This is a genomic window from Hymenobacter siberiensis (genome assembly GCF_018967865.2).
Classification (GTDB): Bacteria; Bacteroidota; Bacteroidia; order Cytophagales; family Hymenobacteraceae; genus Hymenobacter; species Hymenobacter siberiensis.
In genome coordinates, this window is the sequence record NZ_JAHLZY020000001.1 from 2,589,794 (window position 1) to 2,604,047 (window position 14,254).

Annotated in this window: 12 protein-coding genes; 5 read left to right on the forward strand and 7 right to left on the reverse strand. The window is 64.2% G+C overall.

What is annotated here, in order from left to right; all coding sequences use genetic code 11:
* Positions 1-7 precede the first annotated feature (7 nt).
* Positions 8-1,270 carry an MATE family efflux transporter gene (locus KQ659_RS11515; RefSeq protein ID WP_216688666.1) on the reverse strand — a complete coding sequence of 421 codons (1,263 nt, stop codon included), beginning with the start codon at positions 1,268-1,270 and terminating at the stop codon, positions 8-10.
* Positions 1,271-1,309: 39 nt separating this feature from the next.
* Entirely contained in the window at positions 1,310-2,299 is a 990-nt protein-coding gene (locus tag KQ659_RS11520; RefSeq protein WP_216688665.1) for a hypothetical protein, read from the reverse strand.
* A 192-nt stretch (positions 2,300-2,491) separates the two neighbouring features.
* Between KQ659_RS11520 and corA the strand changes: the two genes are divergently transcribed.
* Entirely contained in the window at positions 2,492-3,697 is a 1,206-nt protein-coding gene (corA, locus tag KQ659_RS11525) for a magnesium/cobalt transporter CorA (RefSeq protein WP_216688664.1), read from the forward strand.
* A gap of 73 nt (positions 3,698-3,770) precedes the next feature.
* On the opposite strand, the gene KQ659_RS11530 is transcribed toward corA, so the two are convergent.
* Positions 3,771-4,820: an AAA family ATPase gene (locus KQ659_RS11530; RefSeq protein ID WP_216688663.1), complete on the reverse strand. Its 1,050-nt coding sequence runs from the start codon at positions 4,818-4,820 to the stop codon at positions 3,771-3,773.
* Positions 4,821-4,954: 134 nt separating this feature from the next.
* Positions 4,955-7,717, reverse strand: a complete 2,763-nt coding sequence (locus KQ659_RS11535; RefSeq protein WP_216688662.1) for a hypothetical protein — start codon at positions 7,715-7,717, stop codon at positions 4,955-4,957.
* 135 nt (positions 7,718-7,852) lie between these two features.
* On the opposite strand from KQ659_RS11535, the gene KQ659_RS11540 reads away from it, so the two are divergent.
* The 3 genes from KQ659_RS11540 (at position 7,853) to KQ659_RS11550 (ending at position 10,586) form a co-directional block, all read left to right on the forward strand.
* Complete coding sequence (locus KQ659_RS11540; protein WP_216688661.1) at positions 7,853-8,446, forward strand: hypothetical protein; 594 nt, start codon at positions 7,853-7,855, stop codon at positions 8,444-8,446.
* Positions 8,447-8,495: 49 nt separating this feature from the next.
* Positions 8,496-9,026, forward strand: coding sequence for a hypothetical protein (locus KQ659_RS11545; RefSeq protein WP_216688660.1), 531 nt, complete (start codon positions 8,496-8,498; stop codon positions 9,024-9,026).
* An 81-nt stretch (positions 9,027-9,107) separates the two neighbouring features.
* Positions 9,108-10,586, forward strand: coding sequence for an APC family permease (locus KQ659_RS11550; RefSeq protein WP_216688659.1), 1,479 nt, complete (start codon positions 9,108-9,110; stop codon positions 10,584-10,586).
* A 163-nt stretch (positions 10,587-10,749) separates the two neighbouring features.
* Here KQ659_RS11550 and KQ659_RS11555 read toward each other — a convergent pair whose 3' ends face one another.
* The 3 genes from KQ659_RS11555 to KQ659_RS11565 all read right to left on the reverse strand — a co-directional run bounded on the left by KQ659_RS11555 (position 10,750) and on the right by KQ659_RS11565 (position 12,585).
* Positions 10,750-11,457 carry a carboxypeptidase-like regulatory domain-containing protein gene (locus KQ659_RS11555; protein WP_216688658.1) on the reverse strand — a complete coding sequence of 236 codons (708 nt, stop codon included), beginning with the start codon at positions 11,455-11,457 and terminating at the stop codon, positions 10,750-10,752.
* 386 nt (positions 11,458-11,843) lie between these two features.
* Positions 11,844-12,269, reverse strand: coding sequence for a hypothetical protein (locus tag KQ659_RS11560; protein ID WP_226915547.1), 426 nt, complete (start codon positions 12,267-12,269; stop codon positions 11,844-11,846).
* A gap of 175 nt (positions 12,270-12,444) precedes the next feature.
* Positions 12,445-12,585: a hypothetical protein gene (locus KQ659_RS11565; RefSeq protein ID WP_216688657.1), complete on the reverse strand. Its 141-nt coding sequence runs from the start codon at positions 12,583-12,585 to the stop codon at positions 12,445-12,447.
* A gap of 89 nt (positions 12,586-12,674) precedes the next feature.
* Between KQ659_RS11565 and KQ659_RS11570 the strand changes: the two genes are divergently transcribed.
* The gene (locus KQ659_RS11570) at positions 12,675-14,009 is read left to right on the forward strand and encodes an NAD(P)/FAD-dependent oxidoreductase (RefSeq protein WP_216688656.1); all 1,335 of its coding nucleotides are present in this window, start codon (positions 12,675-12,677) and stop codon (positions 14,007-14,009) included.
* Positions 14,010-14,254 lie beyond the last annotated feature (245 nt).

The window sequence follows — 14,254 nt, forward strand, 5'->3', positions numbered from 1 at the left end:
TGACTGACTACTTATTTCCCTTCATCAGGTGCAGCATGCCGCACGCCAGCAGCAGCAACCCATACCGCACTGCGTGCGCCCACACCACGCCGGCCAGGCCCAGGCGCGGCAGCAGCAGCACCAGCAGCACCGCAAACACCGCCGCCGAGCCCGCCTGCACCGCCACGTACGGCCCCGTACGCGCCCGGGCCGTGAGCTGGAAAATGAACAGCCAGCTCAGCAGCTTGGCCCAGTCGCCGAGCAGCTGCGGGGCCAGAAACACCCGCGCCTCCAGCAGCCGGGGCGCAAACAGCAGCGGCAGCAGCCAGTCGCGGCACAAGTATATCAGCCCCAGGCCCACGGCCAGTACGGGAGCCAGCAGCGCCAGCACGCCGCGCAGGTAGCGCCGCGCCGCCAGCGGCTGGCCCGCCATAGCCGCCAGCCGGGGATAGAATACACTGCTCATCACCGCCCCAAATACCATGGTGTAGTTGTCCGACAGCTTGGCCACGGCCTGCCACAAATCGGTGCGGGCCGGGCCGAAGGTGGCCAGCAGGTAGTCGCGCAGCATGTAGTCCACGGCCTTGCCGAAGAGTAGCGTGCTCACGGCCATCAGCAGGAACTGGCTGAGCCGCCGCAGCGCCAGCCGGCTGACGGGCGCTGCCGGCCGCAAGTGCCGCAGCAGCCCGGCCCGCGCCGCCAGTCCCAGCGCCGGCAGCAGCGTGAGGCCCTGCGCCACCAGGTAAGCCAGCAGCACCACCCGCAGCGGCCAGCCGCCCAGCAGCGTGGCAGCTGTAGCGGCAGTGCCCAGCACGGCCAGCGTCACCGAAAGGCCGATATAAGCCCGCAACCGCCCCGCCGCCAGCAGCGCCGAGCCCAGCAGCGCCTGGCCGGTAATCAACGAAATACCCAGCATGAACACCACCAGGCTGCACCACCCCCAGCCCAGCAGACCCCGCGCAGCCAGCACCCCGCCCCCGGCCAGCAGCGCCGCCGCGTTCAGCACGGTGGCCGCGCCCAGCCAGGCACGGTAGCGCGGACTGCCCGGCCGCAGCGGCGCGAGGTACTTCACCAGGCCCACCTGCACGCCATCGTAAGGCAGGGTGGTGAGCAGGGCCATCAGGTTCTGAAACTGGGCCAGTAGGGTGAGCCCGCCGGCCGGCGCATACGTGGCAAACAGCTTGTTGACGATGAGTGAGCCCGCCGCCCGCGCCGCCACCGCCACGCCCGTGCCCAGCGAGCCCCGCACAAAGTGCCGGATGGGAGATTTAATGGGAGCAGTAGTGGGCATAGAAGCGCAAAGAACGGAAACTACTCCCCTCCTTACTCCCTACAGCTCCCGCGCCCAGCTCAGCCGCAACCCCGCCACGCCGCCCAAATGCCGCTTGAACCGCAGCAGCGAGACATTCGGCCCGGTATCCAGCGTAGAAGTACCGAGGTCGAGCACCGCCATGTCGCTGGCCCGGGCGAAGGCGTGCAGGCCCTCATTCAGCAGCACGACGGGGCTGAAGGAATTGCAGCGCAGCGGGCTGGCCGGGTAGAAATTATACAGCACCTGCTTATCAACCTGAATAGCAACGGTGAGGGCCGCCCACTCCCCATCGGCCTGACGCACCGAGAATAGGAAATGCTCCTTTGGGAAGCGCCGAAACAGCTCCTGCACCCGCGCCAGGGGCAGCGACAGCTCCTGTCCCCGCTCCTGCCGGCAGGCCTGGATAAACGCGTAGGCCGCCGGCAGCAGAAACGGCGGCTCCTGCTCGAAGTGCAGGCCGGCACGGCGGCACTTGTGCAACCGTCGGCGCTCGGAAGGGTGCAGGTGGGCTTCGTAGTCGCGGGTGGGGTCGAGGTAGTAGTTCTGCTCGGCCAGGGCCACGCGGTAGTGGCGCTGGCGCAGGGCCTCGGCCAGCGTAGCGGCCCCGGCGGGGTCGTAGGCAAAGGGGTAGCCGCGCAGGGCCAGCCGGCGCACGCTCCGTTGGCGCAGCGCGGTTTCGGCGGCATTCAGCAACAGGTGCAGGGCGGCCAGCGGCAGGCCGGGAGCCAGCTGCATGGCGCCAAAAGGGGCCTGCGCGGGGCTGTGGGCCGCGCCCGCGGCTGCGTCGAAGGCTACGTGCAACTGCGCCACGGTGCGGCCGGCGGCGGGGTCTTCAAGGTAAAAGCTGAGCACTGGGCCGGCCGCCGCCTGCAGGGCCTGGTGCGCGGGCCGCAGGTACAGAAACGACTCGAAGGCCAGCGGCAGCCGGGGCTCGGCCGGGCCGAAGGGGCCGCTTTCGGCCACGGCTACAACCAGCGCCGCCGCGCGGCCCATCGCACCCGCTTCCATTGCAACCAGAGAATCCGTACTTTTCAACGCTTAAACGTGTGGCTTTCCCGGCAAAGTACGGCACAGAATGAGTGCCCGGCACTGCCCCACGCTTCGCCTACGCGCCTGCTGCCGGCCCAATGAAGACATCTTCATCGCATCGCCACGCGTAAGGGCCGAAATTGCGCCTTGCTTTCGCTTCTTCCCCGCTGCATGAATCCTCTCAGCTCTTCTCCCCAGGCCGCGCCCAACCGCTCGCCGGCGCTCACCGAGCCCGCCGGGGCAGCCCCGTACAGTATCGCCGACCGGGAGGCCACCCGGCTGGCCCGCGAGCAGCAGGTGGGCCAGCGCCCCGGCACGCTCAACATTCGTCCCGGGGCCCTCAAGCCACGCCTATTTCTGATGTCGTACAGCGACGGCAACTTCACCGAAGCCGAATACACCGACCGCTACGACGAGCTGCTCGACCAGCTGCGCCAACACTCCGAGCTCAAGCACTGGATTGACGTGCGCGGCTACGGCAATTTAGCCCTCATTGAGCGCATGATGCAGGATTTCGGCCTGCACCCGCTGCAGATGGAAGATGTACTGAACGATTACCAAAGGGCCAAAATCGACGTTTTCGACGATAACCGCCTGTTCATGGTGTCGCGCATGACCGACTTCACCCGCAGCCTGGAAATCGACGACGACCAGCTTTCCATCTTCACCGGCCCGAACTACGTGCTCACGTTTCAGGACGACTACGACGATTGCCTCGACTCGCTGCGCACCCGCATCCGGGCCAATTTCAGCAACCTGCGTCGCCAGCCGGTGCTCTACCTGGCCTACGCCCTCACCGACGTGGTGCTCGACCACTACTACCCTACCATGGCCGCCATCGGCGACTACATCGAGGACCTGGAGGAAGCCATTTTTGCCGACCAGCGCCCGCGCCGCCTACTCAACCGCATCCTGCGCATTAAGAAGGATGTGGTGCGCTTCCGCCGGCTGGTGTACCCGGAGCGCGATAAAATCGCGGAAATCCTGCGCCTGCCCGAGGAAATCATGCCCGAAACCCTCAAAATATTTTACCGCGATGCCTACGACCACGCCATTCAGGCCCTGGACCTGGCCGAAAGCTACCGCGACAACATCTCTTCGCTCACCGACCTGTATATGTCGGACCAAGGCAACCGCATGAACGAGGTAATGAAGGTGCTCACCATCATCAGCACCATTTTCATTCCCCTCAGCTTCGTGGTAGGCCTTTATGGCATGAACTTCCAGCACGTAGACGAGCACGGCCATATACTGCCCCGCAACATGCCCGAGCTCTACAGCCCCTGGGGCTACCCCATGGTGCTGCTGGTGATGTTTAGCGTAGTGGCCATGCAGCTCTACTACTTCTACCGCAAGGGCTGGCTGACGAATCGGTAGGTTTTCATTTAACATTTATCAATTAACATTTAACAGCCGTTCAACGAGCCAGAAATGCTCCGTTGAACGGCTGTTAAATGTTAATTGATAAATGACTCCGCACCTGCGCCACCCTTTCCGCTACCGTCCCTTCCACCAGCGTGTAAGCGATGCCCAAGTAGTCCAGCTGCATCAGTATCATGCCGTGCTGGAAGCTGCGGAGTGCCTCGGGGCCGCGCCAGCCGTCCTGCTCGAAGGGCACGGTGGGGGTGCACACGAAGGTGTGGGCATAGCGCTGCCCGCACACGGCCGTCATGGCTTGCAGGGCCGGGTCGCAACGATGGAAATAGTAGTAGGAATACAGTGCCGTGGTGGCCGCGTTGGTATCGCAGAATAGCACGCCGTGGGCCTGGACGGCAGCTTCGTCCTCCAGCTCGGCGTGGCGGCGGGCAATGTAGAGCAGGTCCTCGTAATCAAGATTGCCGGTTTTCTCCTCGTGCAGGGTGCGACCGTATTCGGGCACCCACACGGTACCGCAGGCCTCGGCCAGCGCCGCGCACAATGTCGATTTGCCGCTGCTTTCGGCTCCCAGAAATACCACGCGCGGCACCTCAGTGGGCGGCACCACGCCCAGCTGCGCGGCTACTAATGGGTGCAGGTGACGGGCATATGCTACCGGATTGTTGCGTACCAGCGTGCCCGATACGGGCACCAGCTGGCGGGCATTATCCACGGCGACGTGGGCCACGCCCAAATACGCGGCGAAGCCCGGCCCGTAGTTCTCGCCGCTGAAAACCACATCCACTGCCAGGCCCTGCCGGGCCAGCCACTGGCGCACAAACTCGCGCTGGGTAGTATCGTCGGCGGCATCGGGCGGCACACCGTCGGCCTCGGCGGTGAGAGCGAAGATGCGCAATGGCGTACTGCCAATACGCGGCCCATCAACCAGCTTATCGCCCCGATACAGCTCGCGCAGCCACTGGGCGCGCACGGGCGCGGGCATCGTTTCAGGATCTGGGCGGGCATATACCAGCACCAACAACTCGGCGACCTGGGCGGCAGCGATTTCAAGCAGTAGCTGGTGGCCCCGGTGGGGCGGCCAGAACTTGCCGACCACAAGGCCGGTGCGGGCGGAAGAAGTCATACTTTTTTATTTACCAAAACGTCATGCTGAGCTTGTCGAAGCATCTCTACCGTAGCAGTAAATCAATTTTAGTATTGAGGTAGAGATGCTTCGGCAAGCTCAGCATGACGTTCTGCTTCATTTGCCCCCGCACCCTACTGCGCCAGTTTCAGCTCGGTGCGGCGCAGCTCACGGCCCACAATGCGGACCAGCTGGTACGCATCCGTGGTGGCGTCGTAGCTGAGGCCTATGCCGGTGCCGGTGCTGGGTAGCGGCGCATCGCCCAGCAGCCGGCCCTTACCATTGTAGAGGTACACCTGGCCCGGACCGGGCTCCGTAACGGCCACCAGCAGCCGGCCATTGCCAAAATCAAAGAGCTGCACCGGCATCTCGCCCGAGGTTACGAAGCGCTGGGTGAGCAGCGGGGCCGCCTGATTGGGCAGATACACATCGAGCTGGTTGCCATCTTCGCGGGTAACCACGAAGCTGCGGCCCCGGGCATCGGGCACCAAGTGAAAGCGCGCCGTGCGGCTCCAGGTAGCCACCCGGCGGCGGGTCAGGATGTCGCCGCTGAGCGTGAACGTAACCAACTCGCCGTGCTGGTTTACGGCGGTGAGGTGGGTGCGGCCCAGGGTGGTGCCGGCCTGCACCAGCAGGTTGCCGGCCAGCCGCGCCCCCAGGCTCAGCGGAAAGCCCGGGAACAGGTTGCCCTGGCCATCGAAGGCGTACACGTAGCCGTTCTGGAGCGGGGCCACCACCACATCGCGCCCGCTCACGCTGAGCAGCGCGGGCTCGCCGGCCAGCGGGAAATCGAGGCGCTTGGGCTGCCAGCCGGGGAAGAGGTGGCCCCGGGCATCGAGCAGCCGCAGCTCGTGGCCGGCGGTGCGGGCCAGCAGGCGGGCGGGCGCATCGGGGCCGGCGGGGGCGGCCAGCAGCGCGGCGATGTGCACGGTATCGGGCAGGTTGAGGGGAAAGGGTAATACTTCGCGGCCATCGTTGGCCAGCAGGTGCAGGCGGTGGCCAGCCCCCAGCAGCAGCCCGCCCGGCACGCCACCGCCGCTGGGTAGCAGCGCCAGTCCCACGGCCGGCCCGGCCAGGGTATCGGACCACAGCACCGTATTATCAGCACTTACAAAGTGCAGTGTATTAGCCGAATCCTGCACTACCACGGCCGGAATGCGGGTACCCAGGGCGGGCAGCACCGTGGGCATTCCCACCAATTCATGCTGAAAGGCCAGCACCCGGCCATTGGCCGCCGCGCCGCCGGCCTGCGCCCTGGCCGGGCCCAGGTCGGGGTGGCGCAGCAGCAGCTGGGTAAAGTACTGCGCATCGGGCGCGGCCTCGTTCTCGGCCGGCATCAGCTGGAAGGCGAACTGCGGGAAGCGCTTGAACAGGGCTTCGTTACGCAGCAGGCCGGCCCGGCGGTCTTCGGTGAGGATGCCCAGCAGGGCGTTCCAACTATTGCGCGTGTCCACGAAAATGCTCAGGCGGGCACGGGGCAATGTTTCCTGCAGGAAAGATACCTGGGCCGGGGTCTGGGCCCAGGTGCGGCCGGCCATCACGTCGGCCAGGTAGCCGTTCAGGGTCAGCTCATCGGAGAGCACGAGGTAGCTGCCCACCAGCACGCCGGCGCTGGCCGCCACTTCTACCGCGCCGGGGCGGGACGGGGCCAGCAGCGGCCCCAGCACCTCCGCTTCGGTGAAGCCGACGGGGTGAATTTCGTAAGGCCCCACTTTGGTGAAGGCGGGCGAGCTGCTCTCGATGCGGCGCAGGCGGGCCAGCCACTGGGCCGTGCGCGCCGGCGCCGGGCAGCGCACCAGCGCCAGCCGCCCCGGCCGGCTGCCCGCCGCCACGGCGGCCAGGTAGCCAATGGCCATCTCACCCCCAAAAGTGGCCCGCAGACTGTCCAGCGCCGCATTGCGCCCCAACGAGTCGACCAGCGGCGTGCCGGCCCGGGGCCAGGTGCGGGCTGGCTGGGCGGCCAGGTACAGCAGCAGTGCCGTGCGCGTGCTAATGAACTCGCTGAGCCGCAACGGCTGAGCCGGCTGGCCGCTCAGGCGCTGCTGGAGCGCCCCCCGGGCCGTTTCGGGGTTCGAAAACCCCTGAAGCTGCGCCCGGCTACCATCCAGCTTCAGGCCCAGCAGGCCCTGCGACACCAGCCCGGCGAGCTGGTCGACCTGCCCGTGGGCATCGCGCCGAAATAGCACGTCGAGAAACTGCGGCAGGCGGCGGTAGTTAATCAGCAGCGAGCCATCCACGCCGCGCTGCTTCAGCAAATCGGTGGTGCCAAAGCTGGCCAGCACGGTGGGCGCATCGGGGTGGGCCAGGCGGCGCACCACCGCTTCTACCAGACCGGCGTTGGTGCTGATGAGCAGGTGGTTGCGGTAGTTGAAAACGGTGAGGCTCAGCTCGCTGCGCCGCTCGGTGAGTACGGTCAGCTCCTGGCCTTCGTAGTCGCGGGTGGCGAGGCGGTAGCGGGCGTCGCGGCCCAGGGTTTCGAGCAGGCCGCGCACCTGCCGGTACTCGCTCACGCGGCTCAGCGGCACCTGGTAGAGCACGTCGAACTCCCCCGGCCCCGTTACGTGCACCGAGGTGATGACCAGCTTGCGGCCCAGCAGGTTGAGCAGGCCATTGCGGCGGCGGGAGTTGCCGCCGGCCAGGCTGTCGGCCAGGGCCAGGTGGCCGGCCGCCTGCTGGAAGTAGCGCACGGCCGTGAGGTTGTCCCACAGCTCGGTTTCCTGCAGGTGGCGCACCAGCGTGGGGTGGTCGTGGGTGCTGAAGACCAGCACGGCATCGTCGGGCACCAGGGCGTAGGGGTCGACGGGCACGGCCGCCAGCGTGCGCCGGTAGTAGACGTACGTGGCCAGCGTGAGCAGCAACAGCAGCGTGGTAAGTAACGCCAGAAGCTTTCGGGACATGCAGGGGACAGCGGATGACGGGCGACGAAAGTACGGCGGGATGCGGTTTGGCCGATGGGCGGCCCCGCGCCGGCTTGTTTTTAGAACGCCCTGCACCGCGTATCTTTCTGCTGAATACCTCTCCCCTGCTTCATTATGCATAATTGGCCCAAGGCATTAACCGGCAACGCGGCCCGCCTCCTGGGCAGGTTGGGCCTGCTGGCGCTGCCGGCCTGCTTCCAGCTGCGCGAGCCCGAGCCCGCAGCAACGGCCAGCGAGTGGATTCAGCCCACCCAGATTGATATTCTGCTGGCCAACTTCACCACGGCCGTGCAAAGCGTGAACGTGGGTAACTACGAGCGCATCTTCAGCGGGCCCGACTACCGCTTCGTGCCCGACCCCACCAGCGCCGGGTCCTCGCCCGCCCTGTTTGCCAACTGGAGCGTGCCCGAAGAAACCACTTACTTCAGTAGCCTGCGCCGTCGCACGGCTACCGGCACCGCCAACACGCTCACTCTCATCGGCCGCCGCGACCAGCTCTACACCACCGATTCAGCTGAGGTTTCGGCCCTGTACCAACTCAAAATCACGCAGCAGGATACGGCCTTCCGTGCCGGCCTTTTGCAGGGCAACATCCGCCTCATCCTGCGCCGCCGCAACAACGAGTGGCGCATCGTATCCTGGCGCGACCAGCGCACCACCCCCGGCCTGTGCTGGACGGATTTGAAAAAATACTTCAGCTCGCATTGAGGGGAATGACCGTTTCCATCTTCGTTCAACGAAGCGTATATTTCGCCTCATGAAATTACCGTCCCGCCCCACTGTGCTGCTCTCGGGCATTGTGCTCATGCTGACGGTGCCCGCGTGCAACCCTTTCGCCCCGGCCCTCGACGAGGTGCCCGCCGACCAGAACGAGCTGCTGGGCAACCCCGTGTACGTGCGCGGTTTCTTCGACCGGTTCCGGTCGGCCTACCAATTACGCGATTCCACCCTCTACGGCCAGCTGCTTTCGCCGAAGTTCAAGTTCACCTACCGCGACTTCGCCGCCAACCTCGACCGCTCCTGGACCCGCGACGTGGACGCCAACACCACCTACCGCCTCTTCCGGGCCGCCCGCTCTATCAACCTGCAGTGGACGCAGTACCTGCCCAGCTCCGACACGCTGGCCTCCGACACGCTGGCCAGCGTGGAACGCTCCTTCCTGCTCACCATTGAGCAGCGCGATAACGAGCGGTTTTCGGGCTCGGGCACGGCCCGGCTGGTGCTGACGCGCAAGAATCGGAACGACCCGTGGCGCATGCGCAGCTGGTACGACCGCAGCGAATTTTAACGCTTTTCCGGCTTTTAATTGCTAGGCCCGCCTTCCACGGCGGGCCTTTTCGTTTTCTTTGACAAAAATCCCTGCTTTTTTATGACCGAACCTCAACCTGACCAACCGCATTTCAAGCGGGCCATTAATCTTTTCGACGCCATTATGCTGGTCACCGGCAGCATGATAGGCTCCGGTATCTTCATTGTTTCGGCCGACATTGCGCGGCAGGTGGGCAGCGCTGGCTGGCTGCTGGTGGTGTGGCTGCTCACCGGTTTCATCACCATGGCCGGGGCCATCAGCTACGGCGAGCTGGCCAGCATGTTCCCCAAGGTGGGCGGGCAGTACGTGTACCTGCGCGAAGCCTTCGGCCGCCTCACCGCCTTCCTGTATGGCTGGACGCTGTTCTTGGTCATTCAGACCGGTGTGATTGCCGCCGTGGCCGTGGCCTTTGCCAAGTTCACGGGCGTGCTCCGGCCCTGGTTCAGCGTGAAGAACCTGCTTTTTAAAGCCGGCAGCTTCGAGTTTAGCAGCGTGCAGCTGCTGGCTATCATCCTTATCATCGGCATCACGGCCCTCAATGCGCAGGGCGTGCGCACCGGCAAGATTATCCAGAACGTGCTGGGTAGCACCAAGCTGGTGGCGCTGGCCTTGCTCATCATCTTTGGGGTGGCGCTGGGCCTGAACCACGAGGCCATCGCCGCCAACTTCGCCGACCTCTGGACGGCCACCCGCTACCCGGCCCCCGGCGTGAGCGCCGCGCCGCTGCCCATCAGCGGCTATTCGCTGGTTATTGCCATCGGCATGGCCATGACGGGCTCGCTGTTTTCTTCCGATTCGTGGAACAACATCGGCTTCGCGGGCGAGGAAATCCAGAACCCAGAGCGCACGCTGGTGCGCAGCATGGCCATCGGCACGGCCATCGTCACGGCCCTCTACATCCTCATCAACATCGTGTACCTGCTGGTGCTGCCCCTGCACGGCGCGCCCGAGGCCGCCACCCTGGCCGGCCGCGGCATTCAGTACGCCACCGACGACCGCGTGGCCACCGCCGTGGCCGAATCGGTACTGGGCAAAGCCGGCGCCTATGTCATGGCCGTGCTCATCATGCTCAGCACGTTCGGGGCCAATAACGGCATCATTCTCAGCGGCTCCCGCGCCTACTTTGCCATGGCCAAGGACGGCCTGTTCTTCCCCGGCCTGGCCCAATTGAACGCGGCCGGCGTGCCCGGCCGCGCCCTGTGGGCGCAGTGCCTGTGGGCCTGCCTGCTCTGCCTCAGCGGCTCCTACGGCCAGCTGCTCAACTACGTGATGTTCGCCGTAATTCTGTTCTACGTCGTCACCATCATCGGCATTTTCGTGCTGCGCCGCACCCGGCCCGAGGCCCCGCGCCCCTACCGCGCCTGGGGCTACCCGCTGGTGCCGGGTCTCTATGTGCTGCTGGCCTCGACCTTCTGCATCATTCTGCTCATCGCCCCCGACACCGCCGAATTCTCACGCCGGGGCCTGGGCCTGGTGGCGCTGGGCCTGCCGGTATACTTCCTGTTTGGCCGCCGCTTCGGAGGCAAGGCCGGGGCTTAGCACCGGTTCTGTCATTCCGACGCGGGAGGAATCTGAGGAAGACACGTTATTTTTTCACCCCGATTCCTCCTTCGTCGGAATGACAAACCGCTATTTCGTTGGCACAAAAAAAGGCCTCCCGCACTGGGAGGCCTTTTTTCATACTGATAACTTGCCCGGAAGCTTAGCGGCGCTTGCGGCCGGTTTTGGCCCGGGGCGTGAGGGTCACGTTCACGGGCTTACTGCCGCTGTTGCGCAGCACTTCGTCGTCGTAGCCGCCGTAGCCATAGATGAGCGTGTTGTCGCCGCTGGGCACTTCCATGGTATAGTTGCCGTTGGCGTCGGTGCTGCTGCCTTTGCTGCTGCCTTTCAGCAGCACGGTGGCACCCACCAGCGGCCGGCCGTTCTCATCCTCAATCTTGCCCGAGATGGTGACGGTAGTGGGCGCGGCCGGCTCAGGAGCAGCCACGGGCGCGGGGGCCGGGGCATCTTCCACGGGCGCGGCCGCAGCGGTTACTACGGGCGCAGCAGCGGCCATGGCAGCCGGGGCGGCAGTGGTCGTTTTGGTGGTCGTTTTGGTGGTCGTTTTAGCGGTATTTTCTTCTTCGGCAACTACCGGGGTGGCTTTGAGACCGGCGGCAATGCTGTCGGCCGCAGTGGGGGCCGTGGCGGTCACGGCCGCATCATCGAGCATAAAGGTGGGCGTGACCGAAGCCATGCCGCTGCCGCCGCCTTTGGGCAGGACCACATAGCCCAGCACCAGCGCCAGAATTATGCCTACCAGAATATAGGTGAGCTTGTTATTACCCCCCGACATAACGTCCTCATCCTGAGCATCAAAATTTGGATTATAGGGCTCATCATCAACCTTGGGTAGATTTTCTGAATTCATCGTAAAAAAGTAAACTGTGGATTAAAACTTGCGCAGATTTTTTTATTGGTCAAAGACACCCTGGAGTTGTTTAGGAAGTCACAAAAGGTACTCAAACGGTCATGCTTCGCTGCGCTCTGCATGACCGTTTGAGTACCTTTCTAAACAGCTTCCCTTCCAAATTAGGCTGCGCAAGTTAAGCTTTGTGCGGCGTTAACTACCCCGGCTTCCCTTTTTTTGGGGCAGTAAATTAACGCCGTGGCCTGGATGCGACTGTCAATGGCCCATGCCCGCCTAGTGCATTGGTGGCTAAGGCATAAGCAAGCCGGGCCGGAGCCGCCCGACCGTAGTCGTAGCGGGCTACGGCCCGGCTGTTCATTTTTTGCATGTACGCGTCTGATAACGCCTTACTCGCCGGAAGCTTCGCCGTCGCTGACGGACTTAGTGGGGCCGCTGGGGGCTTTTTCGCCAAACTTCTGCTCCTTTGTGCGCAACTTATCGAGTGCGTAACTGCCTTCGGCCTCAAAGCCGGGGCCCTGGGCCTGCTCGCCGGCGGTGGTGTGGTTATTGCCGCCCTGCGGGGTGGTTTCGGAGCCGCCAATGTGGAGGTTTTCCAGCTGGTCCTTCTGGTTGTTGCGCTGGGTGTAGCCGTTGGGGCCCACGTTGCGGGCGGCAGTTGGGTCATTACTGGCTTTGCCGTTGCTCTCTTCCTGCTGGTATTCTTTTTGTTTTTCCAGCTCTTCGTTTTTCGGAAACTTCTTGTTTTCAGCAATATCGGCGTGTTCGCCTTCGTTGGGGTCGGTGCCGTCGCCGGAGATATTATCGGGAATCATAAGCTGGGAAGACAGAGGATGAAGTGTCTCTGGCTTACGCAGTCCCCGGCAATGCGTTACGCCGGGCGGGGCTTATTTGCTGGCCACGGTCTCGGCGTCGGTGCGCTTCTGGTCGTTCAGCATCCAGTTGTAGGGGTAGTATTCGGCGGTATACAAGGTGGGAATACGACCATTTTTAACGGAACTGATTCACATACATCACCCCCGTTTTACCGTTGGTGCTGAAGCCACTATCATACCGCTGGAATATTTCGGGCAGCTGCACGATTTTCTCCGCATCGGCCTCCTTCACGTAAGTGAGGCAGGTTGCTTCCACGCTGCTTCTGCCCGGGCCGAAGACACCGGGCCGCCGCCCGGCCTACCTTGTCGCTACATTTGACACCTGACTTTTTTACCTCCCCGCCCATGCACCTCGTCATTCTCGGCAACGGCATTACCGGCGTGACGTGCGCCCTCACCGTGCGCCGGCTCCAGCCCGAGGCCCGCATCACGCTGGTATCGAGCGAAAGCGCCCACCACTACTCCCGCACCGCGCTCATGTACGTGTACATGGGCCACCTGCGCGCGCAGGACATCAAGCCCTACGAGGACTGGTTTTGGGAGGAAAACCGGCTCGCCCTGGTGCACGCCACCGCCACCGCCCTCCATACGGCCGAAAAGCAGCTCCTCCTCGACGACGGCACCACCCTCGCCTACGACCAGCTGCTGCTGGCCACCGGCTCCGAAAGTAAGCTGTTTGACTGGCCCGGGCAGGAGCTGGCCGGCGTGCAGGGCCTCTATAACCTCCCCGATTTGGAAGCCATGACCCGCGACACCCACGGCATCAGCCGGGGCGTGGTGGTGGGCGGCGGCCTCATTGGCGTAGAGCTGGCCGAAATGCTGCACACCCGGGGCATCGAGCCCGTGGTGCTGGTGCGCGACGCCCGCTACTGGGGCGCGGTGCTGCCGCCCGAAGAGGCCCACCTAGTGGACCGCCAGTTCCAGGAAAACCACATCTCGGTGCGCTACCAGACCGAGCTACGCGAGATTCTGGGCGATGCCCAGGGCCGCGTGCGCGCCGTAGTCACCACGGCCGGCGAGGAAATCCCCTGCCAGTGGGTGGGCCTGGCCACCGGCGTCACACCCAACCTCGCGCTGGCCAGCACCTCGAACGTGGAAACCGACCGGGGCATTCTGGTCGATGAATTCCTGCGCACCAACGTGCCCAACGTATTCGCGGCCGGCGACTGCGCCCAGCACCGCCAGCCCGGCGCAGGCGAGGTGCCCATCGAGCAGCTTTGGTACACCGGTCGGATGCAGGGCGAAACCGTGGCCCACACCATTGCCGGGCAGGCCACGCCCTACCGGCGTGGCATCTGGTTCAACTCGGCCAAGTTCTTCAACCTCGAATACCAGACCTACGGCCAGGCCCCGGCCGGCCCCACGCCCGGCCTCGCCAGCTTTTACTGGGAGCACCCCGGCAGCCGGGCAGCAGTGCGCGTATACTTCAGGAGCGAGGCCCCGCACGCCGTGGTGGGCTTCAACGCGCTGGGCCTGCGCCTGCGCCACGCCGTATGCGAGCAGTGGATTGCCGGGCGCACGCCCGTGGCCACGGTCATGAGCCAGTTTGGGGCGGCCAACTTCGACCCCGAGTTTTTTCCGCAGCACGAAAAGGCCATTGTGGCCGACTTCAACCGGCAGTTTCCCGGGCAGCCCGTGGCCCTAAAGCAGCGCAAAGGACTTTTTTCAATTAAAAATTAAAAATGAAGAGTTAAAAATTCTGTTTCCGGCGGTTCGTCGCCGTAGCGCTGATGAAGCTGCTGTAGGAATTCCAACAATAACAGAACGTAATTCCGAGCGCAGCCGAGGAATCTCGCTCGGGGTTATTTGGGTGTCGTTCAACGATTCACGCGAGATTCCTCGGCTGCGCTCGGAATGACGTTCTTTCTGTTTTCGGGTACTTCCTAAACAACTTCGATGCATCCATTTTTAATTCTTCATTTTTA

What these genes read in the sequence shown, in the direction of transcription:
- KQ659_RS11570 (WP_216688656.1), top strand. Translation starts at nt 12,675, where the DNA reads ATGCACCTCGTCATTCTCGGCAACGGCATTACCGGCGTGACGTGCGCC.
- KQ659_RS11520 (WP_216688665.1), bottom strand. Translation starts at nt 2,299, where the DNA reads ATGGAAGCGGGTGCGATGGGCCGCGCGGCGGCGCTGGTTGTAGCCGTG.
- KQ659_RS11545 (WP_216688660.1), top strand. Translation starts at nt 8,496, where the DNA reads ATGAAATTACCGTCCCGCCCCACTGTGCTGCTCTCGGGCATTGTGCTC.
- KQ659_RS11515 (WP_216688666.1), bottom strand. Translation starts at nt 1,270, where the DNA reads ATGCCCACTACTGCTCCCATTAAATCTCCCATCCGGCACTTTGTGCGG.
- KQ659_RS11540 (WP_216688661.1), top strand. Translation starts at nt 7,853, where the DNA reads ATGCATAATTGGCCCAAGGCATTAACCGGCAACGCGGCCCGCCTCCTG.
- KQ659_RS11555 (WP_216688658.1), bottom strand. Translation starts at nt 11,457, where the DNA reads ATGAATTCAGAAAATCTACCCAAGGTTGATGATGAGCCCTATAATCCA.
- KQ659_RS11530 (WP_216688663.1), bottom strand. Translation starts at nt 4,820, where the DNA reads ATGACTTCTTCCGCCCGCACCGGCCTTGTGGTCGGCAAGTTCTGGCCG.
- KQ659_RS11550 (WP_216688659.1), top strand. Translation starts at nt 9,108, where the DNA reads ATGACCGAACCTCAACCTGACCAACCGCATTTCAAGCGGGCCATTAAT.
- KQ659_RS11535 (WP_216688662.1), bottom strand. Translation starts at nt 7,717, where the DNA reads ATGTCCCGAAAGCTTCTGGCGTTACTTACCACGCTGCTGTTGCTGCTC.
- KQ659_RS11560 (WP_226915547.1), bottom strand. Translation starts at nt 12,269, where the DNA reads ATGATTCCCGATAATATCTCCGGCGACGGCACCGACCCCAACGAAGGC.
- corA (WP_216688664.1), top strand. Translation starts at nt 2,492, where the DNA reads ATGAATCCTCTCAGCTCTTCTCCCCAGGCCGCGCCCAACCGCTCGCCG.